Genomic DNA, 20,364 nt, shown 5'->3' on the forward strand with positions numbered 1-20,364 from the left:
CACCGTCGCCTCGTTCGCATCGATCAGGATCGCGTCGGGATACTGCGACTGGAGCTCGCCATGCGCGGCCACGTCGTCGTGGACGATGAGGCGTAGGCCGGATATCACCGTCGTCAAGGCCAGCTCAGCCGCCGGCAACAGTTCCCAGAGTGGCACCAGGGTCATTGCACCGGCGAGATCGTCGCTCGAAACCGCTACCGGTTCGGCCGCCACAGCGGGGGCGACCGGAATGGAAACGCTCATCGGCACGGCAGGCTCTGCCGGCACCGCCGCCCTGGCCTCCACCCAATAGCGCTGCCGCGCGAACGGATAGGTCGGCAACGACACGCGGCCATAGCCGCCCTCGCCCAGCAATGCCGCGAAATCCAGTGCGTAACCCTGCACATACAGGTCCGCCAGCACCGCAAGCTTCTGCCGATACTCGGTTGCCGTCAGTCCACCCTGCACGCACGCCGCCAGGCAGGACTGACCGTATTCCTTCAGCGCCGCGCGTTCGCGACTGCCTTTGTCCTTGAGTTCGCCCACGCAGATCGACTCGCCCGTCGTACCCGCGAGCCAGCGCGTCAGCGCCGCCGTCAGCGCCGCCGTATCCCGCACCATGCAGGCCAGACGATGCGAAAAATGCTTGCGTCCCGCCAGCAGCGTATAGGCGATGTCCCCCAGCGCCACGTCCGGATGGCGTTCGCCATGCGCGAGCAAACGCTCGACCTGACTACGCAACTGCTCGGCCGTTCGCGCCGACAGCACGATCAGATACTCCGCCCGTTCCTCACGCGCCCGCTCGCGCGCTGGCGCTTCCTCGATCACGAGATGCGCGTTGGTACCGCTGAAACCGAATGAACTCACCGCCGCCAGACGCCGCCGCGCCGGCTGCGCCGGCCACGGCCGCAGTGCCGTATTCACGTAGAACGGACTGCCGGCAAAATCGATATGGCTGTTGCCCGTCGCAAAGTGCAGCGACGCCGGTATCTGCCCGTGCCGCAGCGACAGCAGCACCTTGATCACGCCGGCCACACCGGCCGCGACGGCCGCATGGCCCAGGTTCGTCTTCACCGAACCGATCGCGCAGAACTGCCGCTCGCTGGTGTAGCGGCGAAACGCCTTGGTCAGCGCCTGGAACTCGATCGGGTCGCCGAGCTTGGTCCCCGTCCCGTGCGCCTCGACCAGCGAGATCTGCGACGGATCGATGCCGAAGGTCTCGTAGACCTGGCACTCCAGCCGTTCCTGGGACAGCGCACTCGGCGCAATGATCCCGTTCGTGGCCCCGTCCTGGTTGATGCCCGAGCCGCGTATCACTCCATGCACCTGATCGTGCGCCGCGAGCGCATCGCTCAGGCGCTTGAGCACGACCACGCCTACGCCTTCGCTCGCCACGAAACCGTCCGCGCGATCGTCGAAGGTGTAGCAGCGCCCGTTCGGCGACAGCATCCCGGCGTTGCCCGCCGACATCTGGAACGCCGGACTCGACTGGATGAACACGCCACCGGCGAGTGCGAGACCCACCTCACGCGTCCACAGCCCCTGGCAGGCAACATGGATCGCGACCAGCGAACTCGAACAGGCCGTGTCGATCGCCAGCGCTGGTCCGTGCAAATCCAGGAAATACGCAATGCGGGCCGGCGTAATCGAACCGGCATTGCCCCAGAAGGCCTGGGGCGGAACGCTGCCCTGCATCAGCGCGCCGTAATCGCCGTTGGTGCAGCCGAGGTAGACGCCGCAGCGGCTGCCCTCGATCGCGTCGCCGACATAGCCGGCATCCTCGAGCGCCTTCCACGACTCCTCCAGGAACAACCGCTGCTGCGGGTCCATGTAGGTCGCCTCGACGCCCGAGATGTTGAAGAACAGGGCGTCGAACTGATCGATGCCCGACACCACGCCGCGGCGCAGCCCCTGGCCAGACGGCGGCGCATCGAGCAGATCGTCGCCATCGATCAGGTGCTGCCACAACTGTTCCACATCGTGGCAATGGGGATAACGCGCACTCATGCCGACGATCGCGACCGGTTCCGGGCGCATCGATGCTTCGCTGCCGACGCCCGCGTCGTCGTGCCGTTCGACGGAAATCACCGCCGGTGTCGACTTCACGGCCACTGCGCTCGCCGGACGCGGCCGGCCGATCGGGACCACGCTGGCAGCCACTGCCTGCGGCACGGTCCTTTCGGAAGCGGACGGATCCGTCGTCGCCGCCGGCGACGTGGCCGCCAGCGCCTCCGCATGCTCGGCCAGAATATGCGCGGCCAGCTTGTTCACTGTGCTGTGATCGAACAGGCTCGTTGTCCCGAGCGCGATGCCGAGGCGCTGCGCAATGACCTGCACGGTCTGCACGCCGAGGATCGAATCGAGGCCGTAGTCGGCGAACGAATCGTCGAAATCAACGAGTTCGACAGCAACTTTCAATGCGCCGGCGACGGTTTCAGCGATGACGTTCCTGATGTAGTCGGCCGCTGCCGTGGCGTCGACACGGTGAGCGACGGCCGGCGACGATACGACGGCAGTGCTGCGTGTCACACGTTCGACGGGCAATGCCACCGGACGCGCGACGCGCTTTTCTGCGCCGCGCGCGCGCGGCGTCTCGATGCGCTGGCGCACGATGCCGTCGCTGTAGGCCGCAATGACCTGCTGGCCCATCGCGTGCCGGTCGGCGGCGGGAAAACCGATCCCGCGGAATCCTTCGTCGCGCATCACGTCGCGCCAGGCTTCGGCGCGCATCGCCGGCGAACCCGGAATGCGCAACGCCTCGTCCTGGAACAGCCACCAGCCTTCGGTGAGACCGAAGGTCAGGTGCGCCACGAGACTGAACCGGTTGATTTCGTTGAGCAGCAGCAGGCCGCCGTCAGCGAGCGCCGCCTTGGCATTGCGCAGCGCCTCGCGGATGTCGCGCGTCGCGTGCAGGACGTTGGTGGCGATGACCACATCGTACGCACCAGACTCGAGCCCCTGGGGCGCAAGCGGCCGCTCCGCATCGAACAGCGCACAGCGCAGGAACGGATGGTCGCGCCCGAAGCGCTCCTCGGCGCGCATCAGGAACGACTTCGAAATATCGGTGTACGCGTATTCGTCGATCGACGCCGCCCACGGGCGCAGCGCCTCGAGCGCCAGCGCGCTCGTTCCACCGGTGCCGGCACCGATCTCGAGTATGCGCAGGCGCCTGCCCGGCGCCAGCCGCAGGCGGCGCTGAACGTCATCCGTCAGGCGCTCGACGAGCACGGTGTTGAAGTGATCGGCCAGTACGTTGCCGCGATACACGCCCTCGACCGCATCCATCGACGACTTCGGGAACAGCACGTCGGTCGCGCGCGTGGCGCCGGTGAGTATCGCCGGCAGCGCCCGCAGCATGGATTCCAGCAGGTCGACGTGCGCCGTCGGCGTGCCCGCCGCAGCCTGGGCGCTGCGCTCGTCGTTCCAGCGCTGCCACGGCGAAGCCGCATCGTCAGCCGGCAGGCCGTGCCCACGCAGCACGGCAAGGCTGCAGTCGAGCCAACGGTCATAGACGGGCAGCAGTCCGACGTCGCGCTTCCACGCCGCGAGCTCGTGCAGGCCCGGCAACATGCCGTCGTCGTCCACGAGCCCGAGGGTCTTGAGCTGCTCGAGCAGCAGTTGCGCGAGCTGACGGTCCGATTCCGCCGGCACATCGACGAACGCGGCGCCGGTTGCGTCGTCGTCCCCATCGCTGCGCGGCGTTTCCGCCGCGGTCAGCACACGCAGCGCCTGGGGCGCAACCAGTTCGCTGAGCGGACCCCACGAGGTGGTCTTGATGATGGCGAGCTGCGGCAGACGTCCGGCCAACAGGCCGTCGAGAGCCGCCATCGCCTCGTCCGGCTGGATCGAGCCGACGCCGACCTGCGCCATGCGTTCCTGATAGAACTCCGTCGCGACTGAGCCGACCCCGCCCCAGTAGCCCCAGTTCATCACCTTGACCGGACATCGCCACGGCTGCGCGGCCGAGGCCGCGAACGCGTCCTTGAACGCGCAGCCCGCGGCATAGTTGCTCTGGCCGGCCGCCTTGCTGAAACTCTGCAGCGACGAGAAGAACAGCACGAAATCGAGGGCCTGGCGGCCGAATACCTGGGCCAGACGCACGCTGACGTCGACCTTGGCGGCGAGGCTCTCCATGAACGTCGCTTCGTCCATGTTCAGAATGCTCTTGTCGCGCAGCACGAGCGCAGCGTGGACCACGCCGTTCACGCGGCCGTAGCGATCAACGATCTCGCGATGCGCCGCGTCGAGTGCCTGGCGATCTGTCGCGTCCGCGGCGATGTAGAGTGGTCGCGGTCCGAGCGTGGCCAGGCGATCGAGCTTGCGCTCGATCCCGGCATCCGCCGGACGCCGGCCGATCCAGATCATCTTCGCGCCGTGCCGGGTCACCAGGTATTCGCTGAATACCTCGCCGAGCCCGCCGGCACCGCCGATAACGACATAGACGCCACCGTTGCGGTAAGGCGATGCGGATGCCGGTCCGGCATCGACCTGCAGCAGACGCTGACGGAACCATTCACCGCGCCGGTACGCCCACGGGTCGCCGCCCTCGAGCGCGGGCAACCGCAGCAGTTCGCGCAGCCCCTGCTCGCCGTCGGACGGCAGGTCGCCGAGCCGCACCGGCCACAGCGGATATTCCTTGGCGAGCGAGCCGACGAGTCCGTGCACGCCGGCATGCACGGGCTCGACGCGGTCGCCGTCGACGACGGCTTGCGTCTGCCGCGTCACGACAGTCCAGCGCAGCGGCTGCGAGCCGTAGCCGAGCTGCAAGAGCGCCTTGATGAGCCGGAAACCCAGGCGCAAGCCGTCGTGCTGCGCCTGGATGAGCTCGTCGCTGCGCCAGTCGACCGGCGACGACGGCAGAATCCAGACGAGGTGACCGACCGGGCCGATTGCGGCCAACCGCCGCGCGAGCGGATCGACCGTATCCTCGCGGCTCGCGGCCAACAGTGCAGCGTCGGGATAGCGTTCGCGCAGCACGTCGTGCTGTTGCGCGGTGCCGCCGACGATCAGCACGTGTTCGGGCGAGTCCGCTGCGGATACCTCGAACGGCGAGTGCACGGCGTCCCAGCGCGGCGTCAGCAGCGCGGTGCGGAATTCGTCGGTGGTTGCGCCGGCGTTCTGCGACACGGCGCTGGCCGAGGCATCGAGCTGCCGTGCCGTGAAGCCGCGCAGCGTCACGCAGACGAGTCCGCTCTCGTCGCAGATGTCGAGGTCGAACTTCGCGGTGGTATTGGCTCGCGCATCGCCGCTGCGTCGGACGCGGACGAACCCGCTGTCCGGCGTCCGTGCGCGAATCCGGATCTCCTCGAGTGCGAACGGAAGGCGTGCGCCGCCCGTCGTGGCTGCGCCCGTCGCAAGATCGAAACCCGTCGTCGCCTGCAGTGCGCCGTCCATCAGCCCCGGATGCAGCTCGAACGCGGCGTCGCCGTCGGCAGAACGGGCGAGTCTGGCCAGCACGAAGTCCTCGCCGTCGTGTGTACCGTGAGCGACCCATTCGAGGGCCCGATAGGCAGGACCGTAGTTCAGGCCCGCAGCGGCGAACATCGCATAGCAATCCGAGCCTTCGACGCGACGGTCGCAATCGGCACTCAGCGTGGCGATGTCGAGCCGGTCGATCGCCGCGTCACGCACGACGAGCGCGCGACCGCGGGAATGCAGCAGGCGCTCGCCGCTCGCGTCGGAATACACCTCGAACCCGATTTCCTGTGCTTCATCGAGTGTCAGGCAGACTTCGACATTGGTGGCCACATCGACGACCAGCGGCCGCACCCAGGCGACGTCGCGGATGACGACGGACAGCGACTGTCCGTCGGGCTCGGTCTCGCGCAGCGCCGGAAGGTTCGCCGCGCGCTCGGTGGCCGCACGGACCATCTCGAGGTACGCGACGGCCGGCAACACCCTCGCCACGCCGATCTTGTGATCGTCGAGAAAGAATTCCGTGCCGGCAAACCGCGAGACGAAGCGCGTACCCGTGAAATCCGACGCGTTCTCGTGCAGCAGCGGATGCAACGCGCCGCGTGCGGACGCCGTATCGACACGCGGCGACCGCTCGGGTTCACCGAGCGGCAACCAGTACGTGTCGCGCGCGAACGGATACGTCGGCAGCGCGATGACGCGAGGCGTGCCGTGCGGATAGAGCCGCGTCCAGTCGACCGCGAGTCCCTTGACCCAGAGCCCGAGCACCTTGCTGTACTTGCCGCGGTCGAGCCACTTGGCCACGGCCTCGTGCAGTTCGTCGTCCTCGGTGAAGACCGACAGGGCTTCCTTGTTGCGCTTGACCTCGCCGCGGTGCAGGCCGTCGATGTTCTCGACGCCGTCGGCAAAGCGCTGCAGCCGTTCGCTCACGGCATGCATCGCCGTCGCCGTGAACGCCAGACGATGCTCCAGCGGCTCGCGCCCGATCTGCAGCGTGTAGGCCAGCTGCGCCAGGTCCGCATCGGTGAGCGCGCGCCGCGCGATCGCCCCGGCCAGCTGCCGGGCATAGGCCTTGAGCCGCTCTTCGCTGCGCGCCGACAGCACGATCACGGCCGGTCCCGCGAGCACGAACGGCGGCTCGTCCGGCGCGATGTATTCCTCAATGATTGCGTGCGCGTTCGCGCCGCCGGCGCCGAAGGACGAGAGGCCGGCGATGCGCGGGTATTCGCGCGTCACCCCGGCTAGCGTCACCTGCGGCCGGCGCCAGTCGGTCAGCGTGCGCTGCACCACGAACGGCGTCGTAGTGAAGTCGATGTTCGGATTGAGCGTTTCCGCATGCAGGCTCGGTACCAGCTGCCGGTGCCTGAGCTGCAGCAGTACCTTGGTCAGCCCGGCAATACCGGCCGCAGCTTCGGCATGGCCGATGTTCGACTTGACCGAGCCGATCGCGCAGAACTGCGTATCGGCCGTGTGCCGCGCGAAGGCCTGGGTGAGTCCCGTGATCTCGATCGGATCGCCGAGCACCGTGCCGGTGCCGTGCGCCTCGATATAGCTCACCGTGCGCGCGTCGACGCCGGCCCTGGCCAGCGTCGACGCAATCAGCTCACGCTGCGCGACCGGATTGGGAACCGTGTAGCCATTGGTCTTGCCGCCGTGATTGATGCCGGTCGCACGGATCACGCCGTGGATCGGATCCCGGTCCGCCAGTGCTTGCGCCAATGGCTTGAGCAGCACTGCGCCGACGCCCTCGCCCGGCACGAAGCCGTCGCCGCCGGCGCCGAAGGTGTGACAGCGCCCTTCGACCGACAGCATGCGATGCGCACACATCATCTGATAGTTAGACGGATGCAGGTACAGGTTCACGCCGCCGGCGAACGCCAGTTCACACTCGTCGCGCAACAGGTGTTCGCAGGCTTCGTGGATCGCCGTCAGCGACGCCGAACACATCGTGTCGATCGGCATGCTCGGGCCCGACAGGTTCATCACGTACGAGACGCGATTGGCCAGCGAGCCGAACGACGTATGCGGCACTACCGGCTCGCCGCGCCGCTGCAGCTCCGGGCCGTAGAGGTCGAAGCCGGTCTTGGTGATGCCGGCGAACACGCCGACGCGACGCTGGTGGCGACTCGCAAAGCGCTCTCGCGTATAGCCGGCATCTTCCATCGCCGCCCAGCAGGCTTCCAGGAAGAGCTTTTCCTGCGGATCGAGGTTCGTCGCCTCGCGCGGCGAGATGTTGAAGAACAGCGCATCGAATTCAGTGTGGCCGTCGAGGAAACCGCCCGAGCGGCTATAGCTTCGGCCGGCAGCGATCGCACGCTCCATGTCCGGTTCGTAGAATCCCTCGAGGGACCAGCGCCCGGCGGGGATATCGCCGATGCAGTCGCGGCCGTCGCGCAGGTTGTCCCAGTAGCTGTCGACGTCGCGGGCCTGCGGGTAGCGGCCGGCCAGGCCGATGATCGCGATCGAGCGCGTCGACGGTGGGTCTGTCCGGACGGCACTCTGCCGTGGCGCCGACAGTTCGCTGCGTGCGATCGCCGGCGCGGGCGTGACCGGCGCCGCTGCCACAGCGGCCGGTGCCGGTGTTTCGCGCAGACCGATCCAGCGCTCGCAGGCGGCCCGATGCTCGCCCACGAGGTATTCGCCGAGCTCGGCCAGCGTCGTGTATTCGTAGAACAGCGTCTTGGACAGCTCGCCGAAGACATCCGCGAGCTTCGTGTTGAGCTGCGTGATCATCAGCGAGTCGATGCCGTAGCTTTCCAGCGGCTCGGCGACATCGATCTGCGCGGTGCGCAGCTGCGTCACTTCGGAGAAGACGGCCTGCAACCGCTGGCGTGTGCCCGCCACGATGTCGGCGTGCGACACGCCGGACGCCGCGTGCAACGGCTCGTCCACGGCCACACGCAAGACGTCAGGCCGGGACGCAGGCTGCGCCGCGGCCGTGGTGCGCAGCGCGAGCAACTGCGGATGATCCGACGCGCAGGCCGCATACATCGCCGCCAGTCCGTCGGCATTCTCGAACGGAACCAGCCCCTGCCGGTCGCGCAACTGGTCGCGCAACGCCGCCGGGATCTGCATGCCGCCGTGCGCCCACAACGGCCAGCCGATCGCCACCGTTCGCCCCTGTCGCTCGCCTCGCGCGACCTGCGCATGCCGACGCCGCGCGAACTGCTCCGCATAGCCATTCGCCGCCGCGTAGTCGGCCTGGCCGACATTGCCGAACGCCGCCGAGGTCGAGGAGAAAATGATGAAGAAGTCCAGCGGCCGCGATCCGATCGCCGCATCGAGATGCGAGAGGCCGTGAACCTTGGTGGCCATCACGGCGGCGAACTCCGCCTGCGTCTTCCTGACGATCATGCTGTCACGAATCACGCCTGCCGCGTGGACGACGCCGTCGAGCACGCCGTAGCGATCTTCGATGTAGCGCACGAGCGCGTCGACCTCGTCGCGCTGCGAGACGTCGACGGTCCGATAGTCGACCGGACGATCGCCGAGCGCCCGCTCCTCCAGCCATCGCGCCTGCTCGGCGCCGGGCTCGGAACGGCCGACCAGAATCAACTGCGCATCGGGCACGCGCCGGATGATCTCCTCGGCGAGTATGCGACCCAGGCCGCCGAGTCCGCCGGTGATCAGATACACGCCGCCCGTTTTCCAGGGCGGCTGCTGCGCAGCGCTATCGATCGGCTCCATGACCGGGATCTGGCGCCCGCCATGCCCGTAGCGGACGTGGACGTCGGCGGCGATGCGGTTTTCGAGCAGCCGGCTCGCCCACTCGGCCTCGTCGGCGTCGGGCTCGATCTCGACCAGCTGGCAGCGCAGCTGGGGCGCTTCCGCCTGAGCGGTCTTCAGCAGCGGGACGAATCCGCTCAGCAGTTCGCCTTCGGCGCCGCGCGCAACGACGATCTGCAACAGCATTGGCAAACGCGGCTTGGCGGCCAGGATCGCCTGGATGTACTGCACGAGGCGCCAGCCGCAGCGCTCGTACGATTCGGGACCGGTGACTGCGTCAGCCCACAGTTCGCAATGCACTGCAGCAACATCGCGCAGCCGCGCAGAAGATTTTTTGTATACATCAGAAGAAATGGACTCGCCGCAGTAGACCACGTGATGCTCGCCGAAAGCGGCCTCCGTGCCCGCGGCGGGTGCCCCCCTCCACGTCGGCGCCAGCAGCAGCGTCTGTTCGGCGGGCCGTGCGGCTGCCGGTACGGCGACGGCGGGACCGTCAGGTCCATGCGCCGGATCCGTCCAGGCGCTCATGTCGACCCAATAGCGGTCGTCCGCAAATGCATAGGTCGGCAACGGTACGCGGCAGTAACCGTCGTCGTCGAACAGGCGCTGGTAGTCGAGGGCATAGCCCTGCAGGAACAGGTCGGCGACGGTCGCCAGATGCTCGACCGCCGGTCCGCCGGCGCTCTCGTTGCGATAGTGCTCTATGCAGTCGTTGCCGTGGCGCCGGATCGACGCCTGCTCGCGAAGCTCGCCAGCGCGGATCTCGCCCGTATAGACCTGCGCGCTCCGGCCCTTCTCGAGCCAGCGGCGCAGCAGCACGACGAGTTCATCGCGCGTGCGCACGATGCAGGTGATGCGGTGCCGCAGGTGCTTGCGCCCCAGCAGCAACGTGAAGCTGATGTTGCCGATGTCGGCGGAGCTTCCGGCGGCGACGTCGCAGTGGGCCGCGAGACGCTCGACCTGGCTGCGTAGCTGATCGGCGGTGCGCGCCGACAGCACGATCAGATAGGCCGGCCGCTCGGCATGCCGGCGCGTCGACGGCGGGGCCTCGCCGATCACAGTGTGTGCGTTGGTGCCGCTGATGCCGAACGAGCTGACCGCGGCGCAGCGCCGCTGCCCGTCGGCAACCACCCAGTCGCGCAGGACGGTGTTGACGTAGAACGGGCTGTTTTCGAAATCAATGTGCGGATTGCCGGTCTCGAAATGCAGGGACGCGGGAATCTTGCGATGCCGGAGCGACAGCAGGATCTTCAGCACGCCGGCAACCCCGGCAGCCGACGCGGTATGGCCGATCGCGGTCTTGATGGAGCCGATCGCGCAGTAGCCGCGCTTGTCGGTGTCCTTGCGGAACGCGCTCGTGAGCGCCTGGAATTCGACCGGGTCGCCCAGGCGCGTACCGGTGCCGTGCGCTTCGACGAACTGGATCTGCTCCGGATGAATACCGAACGTGTCGTAGACCTGCCGCTCCAGGCGCTCCTGCGAAACCACACTCGGCGCCGTGATGCCCTGCGTGGTGCCGTCCTGGTTGATGCCGCTGCCGAGTATCACGCCGTGCACGTAGTCGCCGGCCGCCAACGCGTTGTCGAGCCGCTTGAGCACCACGACGCCGACGCCCTCGCCCGGCACGAAGCCATCGGCGCGGCTGTCGAAGGCATGACAGGCGCCCGACGGCGACAGCATCGATGCGCCCCGGGCCTGCAGATAGAACGCGGGCGTCGATTGCACGAACACGCCGCCGGCGAGCGCGAGCTCCATCTCGTCACGCCAGAGTCCCTGGCAAGCCAGATGGATCGCGGTCAATGAGCTCGAGCAGGCCGTGTCGATCGCGATCGCCGGCCCCTGCAGATTGAGGTAATACGCAATCCGCGCGGGAATCACCGACGTGGCGTTGCCCCAGAACGCCTGCGGCGGCGACTTGCCGGCGAACAGGCCGGCGTAGTCGCCCTGCGCGCAACCGACGTAGACCCCGCAGCGACTGCCGTCCATGCTCTCGCCGACGTAGCCCGCACTCTCCAGCGCCTGCCACGCATGCGTCAGGAACAACCGCTGCTGCGGATCCATGTAGGTCGCTTCAGTCGCGGAGATATTGAAGAACAGCGCATCGAAGCGGTCGATGTCGTGCAGGAATCCGCCGTGACGGCAGACCTCGCCTTGACCGGCCGTCGGCGGCGCAAAGTGGTCGAGGTCCCAGCGCGATACTTCCTCGACGAGGTTGTCGCCCCGTTCGAGGTGCTGCCACAGCGTGTCGAGATCCGCCGAGCGCGGGAATGCGCCGCTCATGCCGATGATCGCGATCGCATCGCTGCTCGATTCGCGCACCGGCGCGGCGGCGGTCGCGAGGCCGCCGGGATGCTGGTAGCGGTACGCGGCCGGAATCGCCACGACGACCTTGCCGATGTTCTCGCGGTACTCGAGCCGGCGATACGCATCCTGCAGCCGGTCGAACGGCAGCACGTCGGTGACGGTGGCGCGAATGACGTTCTGCCGTACCAGCGTGTCGAGTTCCTGCAGATGCCCGCGCACCAGCTCCGGCTCATGCAAGCCGAGCTTGCCGAGATCGACGCTGTGAAACGTCTGGTTGCTGTCGAGCACCGAAAGGTTGATCGACTTCGCCGACTTCAGGCCCGTCATCGCAATTTCGACATAGCGACCACCGGCGCCGAGACAGTTCAGCCCCTTCTGCAGCGCGTCTCCGGCGAGCGTGTTGATGACGACATCAACGCCGCGTCCCCGCGTGAGGCGATCGATCTCGCTTTCGAAATCCTGCTCGCGGTAGTTGATACGGAACGGCACGCCGAGCTTCGCGAGGTAGTCGAGCTTCGCCGACGAGCCCGCCGTCGCGTAGATCTCGGCGCCGCAATGTTGCGCAAGCTGCACGGCGATGAGACCCGTTCCTCCGGTCGCGGTCTGGATCAGGATGCGTTCGCCGCGCTTGAGCCCGACGCGGCGGAACACGTCGATCATCGTGATCGCGACGGCGGGCAGCGCACAGGCATCCTCAAATGTGAGGTTCGCCGGCTTGCGCCACAGCTGTGCTTCATGACAGACCAGCATGGTCGCGTGAGCACCGAACGCGAGCCCCGTCATCGCGACGACCGCATCGCCGACGCGGACGCTCTTCACCGCGGTGCCGGTCTCGACCACGACACCCGACGCCTCCACACCGGGGGTGAACGGATAGGGCGGCATCGTCGGATACAGACCCCTGACGCACAGCAGGTCGCCGAAATTCAGCGAGAACGCCGCGGTGGCGACGCGCACTTCGTGCGGCGCGAGCGGTTGCGGCGCGGTTTCCACGATGGCCAGCTGTTCGACCGTACCGGGGCGGCTGACGATGGCGCGATAGCCCTGTCCCGCGACGACCGCCTGCAGGTGCGTATGTGCCGGTGCCGGTGACTGTGCTGGTGTCGGTGCCCGCGCCGGCACAGACAGCGATGCAGGGACGGGCCGCGTCGGCACTCCGGTTCGCGGACGTGCCGGTGCCGGCACGCCGGCCCCGGTCGTCCTCGGATTCGCCGCAGGCGAGCGTGTCTCGCCAGCCGCATGCCTTGCGGTCACCGCGTCGCGATGCCGCTGCAGGACGTGTGCGGCGAGATCGGCGACACTGCTGTAGTCGAACACGGCGGTTGCCGGCAGGGTGATGCCGTACTTCGCACTCACTTTATTGATGAGACTGATCGCGATGATCGAATCGACGCCGTAGGTCGGAAAGTCGCGATCGTCGTCGATCAGCCGCTCTTCGATCTTCACGGCCTCCGCGAGGCTCTCGCGCACGCTTTCTTTCACGGCATCGAGCAGCACGGCATCACTCACCGATGCCGTCGCGTGCGACGAAACGCTGCCGGCGGGCGGTGCAGGCGAATTCGCCGCCGGCGCGTGCGCCCCGCTTCCCGCATGCCTGGCGATCACTGCGTCGCGATGCCGCTGCAGTACGTGTGCGGCGAGATCGGCGACGTTGCTGTAGTCGAACACCGCGGTCGCCGGCAGGGTAATGCCGTATTTCGCGCTCACCTTGTTGATGAGGCTGATCGCGATGATCGAGTCGACGCCGTAGGTCGGGAAGTCGCGATCGTCCTCGATCAGCCGTTCTTCGATCTTCACGGCTTCCGCCAGGCTCTCGCGCACGATCTCTTTCACGGCGTCGAGCAGCACGGCGTCGCTCACCGCGCCCGCCGGCAGCGAGGAAGCGCCCGCGACGGCCGATGTCGCGGGCGGTGGCGGCGCGGTGTCGCGCGGCTGTCGCGCGGCCGCTCGACGCGGACGTGCCGGCGCCGACTCCTTGCGGATGACGCCGTCGCTCTCGCCGATGATGATTTGCGGGCCGAGCGCCTGCGCTTCCTCTGCGGGGAGCAGGACCTGTTGAAATCCTTCCGCGCGCAACACCCGCTGCCAGCCGGACGGCGACAGCAGCGGTGCGCCGGGAATCCGCATCGCGTCGTCCTCGAACAGCCACCACCCTTCCAGCAGGCCGAACGTCAGGTGCATGACGAGCCCGCTGCGGCAGAGCTCATTGAGGAAAAGCCAGCCGTTGCGTCGCAACGCAGCCTTCGCATTGCGCAGGGTCCGGCGGATATTGCGCGTCGCATGCAGCACATTGGCGGCCACGACGATGTCGAAACTGCCGGCGTCGATCTCGGCCACCGCGAGCGGCTGCTCGACGTCGAAGATGCGGAACGTCAGGAATGGGTACTCAGGCGCGAGACGCTCGCGCGCGTCGATCAGAAACGCGGCGGAAATATCACTGAAACAATAATCGGCGACGGCGCCGCGACAGGCGTCGAGCCTGCGCAGCACGGCGGCCGTGGTCGCGCCGGTGCCCGCGCCGATTTCGAGGATGCGCAGTTGCGCCCGCGGATCCTGGCGCACGCGTTCCTCGACATAAGCCACGAGACTGTCGGCGAGCACGTCGTTGAAATGATCCGCGACCGGATTGCTCTCGTACATGCCGGCGACACGCGACGTGGAAGCGCCCGCAAACAGGATCTCCGTGGCGCGTCGGCGATCGGTCAGGACGTCCGGTAGCGCGCGCAACGCCGCGTCGAGCAATTCGAACGAACCGCCGCCGGTGTCAACGCCTGCCGCCGACTCCCAACGGGCCCACGCATCGAGAGAATCCTGCGGACTCCACTCGCGCACGATCCGGTAGCCGCGAGCGGAAGCCTCCAGGTGACCGAATACCGACAGCTGGCGCAGTGTCTCCTCGAGCCACCGCCCGTACATCGCGGATAGGCCGATGGATCGCTTCCACCGCTCGACGCCTGCCCGGTCGAGCACTTCATCGACGAACAGACCGAGCTCTTGCAGCTGCGCACGCAACAGATCCGCCAGCAAACCCTCGAGCTTATCCCCATCACCCGCGCTGCCGCCCACTTCATCGACCATTAGCTGCCGTCTCCATCCGCAGAGCCATGCCTGTTCGGTGCGCTTTGTGAACGGGGCAGATCCGCGATCGAAGCGCCATGACGGCGTCGATCCTGATCTTCCGACTGCGACGTTCCCGAGCGCGCCGACGGCGTTACCGCATGTCCGAAGCCTCTAACCGGCGACGACGACCCAGCCCCCGTGACCGCGGGCGATAAACCCCTGATTGTCGTCGTGCAGCGAGACTTGCCCCCTACCGCCGTTCATGATGCGCGATTAGTGGCGCGCATGCGAGCGCCACTGCCGTCTCCCACGCGCTGCAGTCACACCGGCTTCGAGCAGCGGACTGCGACGGTTCGCGCCGGGATAGTTACTTATATACTCCTAACAATGCAGCCGCTATCATCATGCGTCACTGTTCAACGATAGTGGCAACGCGCAATAGTGACAACATCGGGCGCCGGTTCCTGCAGGCAACGGACCAGCCCGAGAAAAGCGTCGCCGAGGAAGCGATGTAATCCAACGGGGGGATACTCAGTGAGCGCGGAAAACGAGGCAGACCGACAGTATCAGGTGCTGGTCAACCACGAAGAGCAGTATTCATTGTGGCCGCTGGAAAAAGCCCCAGCACCGGGATGGCGACAAACCGGCACGACCGGAAACAAGGAAGCCTGCCTCGCCTACGTCAACGCCACGTGGACCGACATGCGTCCCCTGAGCCTGCGCACCGAGTAGTACGCCGCGACATCCCGAACGCGTCGTTGACATCCTTCCGATGCGATGATCAGATCGTGTCCGCAAATGCGACCGCTCTGTCCAAGGCAACTGCGGCGACATGCGGACCTGCCCGATGCCATTCGGGCCTGCGGCCGACGAGGGAATAGCCACACGCAAGGATCGGGGGCCTATGCTCAGCCGTATTCTCCGGACCTGTCGAGCCAACCAGCCACGGCGTGGCCGGTCGGTATGCCGGGTACTTCCTACGTTGCGCATCCCTACCCGACGCACTGCACTGCAGAGCCCCCGCGTCGATCAGCTGAGCACGTTGCTGGGCAACCATCGGGATTTCGTTTTCTCCGTAAGTCACCAACCGCAGCGCGCTGCGCGACCGCATGCTGCGGCGCCGCTGCACGGGCCGGCGATGAAGGTGCTCGGCGCCCCGCTCACGACGCCCTCATCAGGACAGCGCCCTCAGACGGCGCACGCTGCGCGACCGCTTCGTACAGCAGAGGTGTTTCAAGGAACCCTTCGGCCTGGGCCTACGGGTCGCGGTATTGGCCGGCGACGAGTTGCGCAACTGCGACGCGCACGCTCGAAAGGCGCACCTCAATCGCAAACCCTTGCATGCCCCACTCGCTGCGTATCGACCGCGGTCACGTTCTGCGCCACCCAGGCGGAGAAGTTCGCCGCCGTGAATTCCGACGCGCCAGCGCTGCGTGTGCTGCGCGGACAATCTCTGACGACAAAACATACAGGAACTAGCTCATGGATCTGACCGCCGCCGTGCAAACGCTGGTGCTCGAGGCGCTGCAGTCCGGGTACGACCTCGAGCGCGACACTATCGGGCCGGATACGGATCTCGGCGATATCGGTTTCGATTCGCTCGGCCTGACCGCCGTGGTCGCGCGCGCCGAATCCGAGTACGACGTGGAGTTCTCCCCGGAGCACATCCTCGAAATGTACCAGTCGATGCTGGTCGTAGACCTTGTCCGCGCCATCGAGACCGGAATCACAGACTACCGGGCGGCAAAGCAGGGTTGACGCGGACGCCCGCCCCGCCCGCCGCTCGTCATCCCGCCTGATCGGAAGGACCCATGATTCCAAATCGGAAGGATCCATGATTCCAAGCCACTTCAAAGATCGCGCGGCGCAAATGTCGCCGACAGGGGCGCGCTTCCTCGAATTTGTCGATCGCAACCCGGATGCCGCGCGGCCAGTGGACGTGACCGGATTCCACACCGACTATCCTGTGCAATGCTGGCCCACCTTCATCTCGTCGGCACAGCAGCAGGAGATCGCGCGCGCGACGACTTCCATGTTCAGGCTGATGCGCTCGATCCCGGGCACGATCTTCGGCGACGACGTCGCGAAGATCACCGACTACTACCAGATCAAGCCGCCCCAACTCGCGTCGATGCTGCTCACGCCACCGCACGGACTGGACATCGCGATCGGGCGCGCGGACCTCATCGACAGCGAGTCCGGTTTCAAGTGCGTCGAGATCAATCCGTTCGGTAGCCTGGGCGGCATCGAAACCGAGTTCATGCTGGACATCTACCAGCACTCCCACGCGTATTCGCGCTTCGTCGCGGCAACCGGCATCCAGCCCAGACCGCAGCGCTGCATGCTCACGCTTTTCGAGCACGTCATCCGCGCAACACTCGATGCCGGCATCGCTTCCGACACGGTCAACGTCGCCGTCGTCTCCGACGGCGACCAGCCGGCCTTCGCCGGCTGCAACGATCTTCCGCAAGCGGTATTTCACGAGGCGTTGGCCAACGTCGGCGGCGGCGCGCGCGGCACGCTCGTGCGGTGCGGCGCGCGCGATATCCGGGAGCGCGACGGCGACCTGTACTGTGGCGACGTGCGACTGCACGCCGTCTGGGAATACCTGCGCTACAAGTTCTACCCCGCGCGTTTCGTCCTCGCCTTCAAACGCGGGCGTATCAGCTATTTCAACACGCCGGTCTCGGGCTATTTCGGCAGCAAGCGTAACCTGGCGCTCCTGTCGCAGGCACTCGATTCCGATCTCTACGACGAAGACGACAGGGAGTCCATTCGCCGCTACATTCCGTGGACGCGCGAAGTTGTGGATAGCGAGGTCGTCTTCCGCGAACACCGTGGCCGATTGCCCGACCTGCTGCGTTCCAACCAGCGCGAACTCGTACTCAAGAAGAGTCACGGATACGGCGGCGATCAGGTTTTCATGGGCGAAAGCACGTCAGCAGCGCAGTGGCAGGAAGCCATCCGCATGGCGCTCGACGAAGGCGATTGGATCGCGCAGGAATTCTTCAAGCCGCGCACCTTCGCCTATCAGTGGGGCGACGAAGGATACGCACCGTGCAAGGCCATCTGGGGCGGATTCTGCTTCGGCGACGTCTTCGGCGGCACTTACCTGCGAATTCTCCCCGATGAGCATGAAGGCCCGATCAACTCGGCGCGCGGGGCGATGACCGGCCTCGTGTTCGAGGTTTAGGGAAGCTCTGAACAAGGTTCCCGGAGTACCGCCCCTGGGCCGTGCAGCCAATCTCCACGACCCCGCCAAACGCTCCCCCGTGGCCGGTCCGGCCCGTTGGGCGTTCAGAGCGATCAGAACCGGTGGTTCTGAACGATCACTCTTCACCCGGCCCGTTGCGCGTTCAGACTGATCAGAACCGGTGGTTCTGAACGATCACACTTCACCCGGCCCGTTGGGCGTTCAGAGCGATCAGAACCGGTGGTTCTGAGCGATCACTCTTCACCCCTCGACTCGGGGGCAAAAGCGAAAACGATTCAGCCGTTGCAGGCCATCGGCAAACCGAGCCTCTACAGCCAATCGAGCGAGCAGGGCGACAGATCGTCGAAGGGGGCGGCCAGCGGTTCACGCGACCAGAGACTGAACGTCACCTCGTCCGGCGTCCTGACGAAACCGCAGCGTTCGAGCGTCGCATGCGCGATCTGATGCTGATCGACCAGCGAAACGGACGAGCAGCCGGCGCGGTGCAGGAAGCCGGACATCGCTTCGAGCGCGATCTCCTTGCGCTCGTCGTCGCAGCCGAACGACAGGAAGAACTGGATGCGCCCGACCAGGCCGATTTCCGCTTCGTCGAGCGCGAGCATGAATATCGAGAAACCCACCGCACAGCGCATGCCGCGAGTGGGCTCGAGCCACATGGTGCCGGAACGTGTCAGCTCGCTGTTGAAATAGATCTGCGCGAAATTCTGCGACGGCGCAAACGCCAGCCGGGCGTTCGACGCGACCAGCTGCTCGAACGTTGCACGATCGACCGGGGCGTCCTGGTCTTCGATCTCGTAAGGGCCGTCGACGAAGCAAAGTCGCCGCATTCCCATCGGCGCGTGCTGCGCCGGTGGCGGTGCCCTGCCCGTCAGCGCCCGGCTCCAGATCGCTCCGCTCTGCAGCACGGTAGCCACGCCGCGCCGTTCCGCCGGCTCGCGAAAGACGACGCCTGCGCGCGTCCCGGAATATCCGCCGTGCGCCGCGGCGACGCCAAAATATCCGCGCTCCCGGATCGTCTCGCGATTGGCCTGCCACAGGCGCAGCGAAACGCCGGTGCGGCGATATGCCGGATCGACGGCCCAGGCCGTCGTGTACGCGGCGGGAAACCGCTCGCCGCCGCAGTTCAATGTACGCAGCAGCGAGACGATGAAACCAACCGGCTTGCCGTCACCGGTGAGCGCGAGTGCGGCGAACCAGTCGCTGCCGCCGAGCAGCCACTCGTAGTAGTCGGCGTCGTACACGACGCGCACCTTGCCGTCGTAATTGCGGCGCCATGCGTTGTCGCTGAGCGCGACGAGTGCGTCGATGTCGATCTCGCCCGCATCCGACGTCACGACGATCTGCAGCGGAGTCCGGGGGTCGACGGCATTCATCGCATTCTCCATACACAAACAAGGAAATCCGGCCGACCGGATCGGCGGACGGTCATGCTACGCTGCGCCGATGAACCCGCCGTCCGCCGACATCGAAGCCCTGGAACGCATTGTCATCGACGCATTGTCGGCGGTATCCGCCGACGCGGCGACGGCGACCCGCGAGACCGAAGTATTGCAGCTCGTCGATTCGCTCGGACTCGTCATGGCGCTCTCGAACGTCCAGGAGGCGCTCGACGTTGCGCTCGATCCGGACGAGATCATCGAGGTGTTCCAGTGTCGTTCGATCGCCGATGTGGCCGTCGTGCTGCAGGCCGCGCTGTCGTCACGGCTCACGCCCCAGGGCTGATTCTGCGTACCTGCTCCAGCAGGATCGCGCCAAAGTGCCCGTACGCGCTCGAGGCCATGACGGACGTCGTCGGTGAGCTGGCGTCTGCGTCGGAGTAGAAGTCGACCAGGTTGATGAACGGGTCGCCGCCGGAACAGTGTCCGTAGCGCGCGGTGTTGCGCCGGTACGCGACCAGGCCCTTGACAGGCATGACCGACAGCTCCAGCTGCTGGATCGGAATGAAGACGTTGCTGCCGAAGAATGCGCTGCCGGCGAACGGAAACGTCTCTGCACCGGCGAGGCGCTTGAACACCGTCTGGATCAGCTGGCATTTCTGTGCGAGGTCCTGGCCGCCGTTGCGCAGCGACGACAGCGACGTCGAAACCTCGGCGCCGACTACAGCGAAATCGACGGCGTCATCCGTGCCGCGCGCGACGAAGCTGCACGCACCGTCGCTGAACACGCCGTAGCGCTGAAAGCGCGCCGCGTCGTCGTCCACCTTGTCTACCGTGATGACGAGAACATTGCGGTAGGCATCGCCCCGCACCAGCGACCGCGCGATCTTCACCGCCGAGAACGGCGATGCGCACCCCGCGCCGCCGATCCAGGTGACGAAATCGCAGCGCAGATCGAGGCGCTCCGACAACTCGCTGACGAACCGGTTCTGCGCGTAGTAGTTCAAACCGTCGCCGCAGCAGACGATCAGCGCATCGATGTCCGACGCGGGGACTCCGCCGCGCGCCAGCGTAGCGTTCACGCTTTCATGGGCGAGTTCGGTGCGGCTGCGATGCGTCTTGCGGTAGCAGTCCCAGCCCCATAGCTCGTGCCGGTCCGGCATCTTGTAGCGTTCCAGCACGGACTTGCGGCTGGCGAGTGAATCGACCTTCAGTTCCTCCTCGCCGAGCACATAGCTCGGTGCGAGGATGCCGAATGCGTGGGGCATGGATCAGTATCTCCTCGGCCTG

At 66.6% G+C, this 20,364-nt stretch carries 7 protein-coding genes; 4 read left to right on the forward strand and 3 right to left on the reverse strand.

Translation table 11 applies throughout. The features are described from left to right. Positions 1–14,502 (reverse strand): SDR family NAD(P)-dependent oxidoreductase (locus RUU78_RS12835; protein WP_313917181.1); only part of this gene is annotated, 14,502 nt, incomplete at its 3' end. A gap of 516 nt (positions 14,503–15,018) precedes the next feature. Here RUU78_RS12835 and RUU78_RS12840 point away from each other — a divergent pair. The 3 genes from RUU78_RS12840 (at position 15,019) to RUU78_RS12850 (ending at position 17,677) form a co-directional block, all read left to right on the forward strand. Continuing rightward, on the forward strand, positions 15,019–15,216 hold the full coding sequence (locus RUU78_RS12840) for an MbtH family NRPS accessory protein (RefSeq protein ID WP_313917183.1): 198 nt from the start codon (positions 15,019–15,021) through the stop codon (positions 15,214–15,216). A gap of 750 nt (positions 15,217–15,966) precedes the next feature. Further along, positions 15,967–16,242, forward strand: a complete 276-nt coding sequence (locus RUU78_RS12845; RefSeq protein WP_313917185.1) for an acyl carrier protein — start codon at positions 15,967–15,969, stop codon at positions 16,240–16,242. A 76-nt stretch (positions 16,243–16,318) separates the two neighbouring features. Continuing rightward, positions 16,319–17,677 carry a hypothetical protein gene (locus RUU78_RS12850; RefSeq protein ID WP_313917187.1) on the forward strand — a complete coding sequence of 453 codons (1,359 nt, stop codon included), beginning with the start codon at positions 16,319–16,321 and terminating at the stop codon, positions 17,675–17,677. Between the two features lie 329 nt (positions 17,678–18,006). Here the strand turns inward: RUU78_RS12850 and RUU78_RS12855 are convergent, their stop codons facing one another. Continuing rightward, a complete protein-coding gene (locus RUU78_RS12855) occupies positions 18,007–19,071 on the reverse strand; it encodes a GNAT family N-acetyltransferase (RefSeq protein WP_313917189.1) in 1,065 nt (354 codons plus the stop codon). Positions 19,072–19,141: 70 nt separating this feature from the next. Here RUU78_RS12855 and RUU78_RS12860 point away from each other — a divergent pair, with 70 nt between their 5' ends. Continuing rightward, on the forward strand, positions 19,142–19,420 hold the full coding sequence (locus tag RUU78_RS12860) for a hypothetical protein (RefSeq protein ID WP_313917191.1): 279 nt from the start codon (positions 19,142–19,144) through the stop codon (positions 19,418–19,420). Here the strand turns inward: RUU78_RS12860 and RUU78_RS12865 are convergent. Beyond that, complete coding sequence (locus RUU78_RS12865; RefSeq protein WP_313917193.1) at positions 19,404–20,342, reverse strand: hypothetical protein; 939 nt, start codon at positions 20,340–20,342, stop codon at positions 19,404–19,406. The two genes, RUU78_RS12860 and RUU78_RS12865, sit on opposite strands and share 17 nt — an antisense overlap. Positions 20,343–20,364: the final 22 nt, after the last annotated feature.

It is taken from the genome of Tahibacter sp. (assembly GCF_032229445.1).
Lineage (GTDB): Bacteria > Pseudomonadota > Gammaproteobacteria > Xanthomonadales > Rhodanobacteraceae > Tahibacter.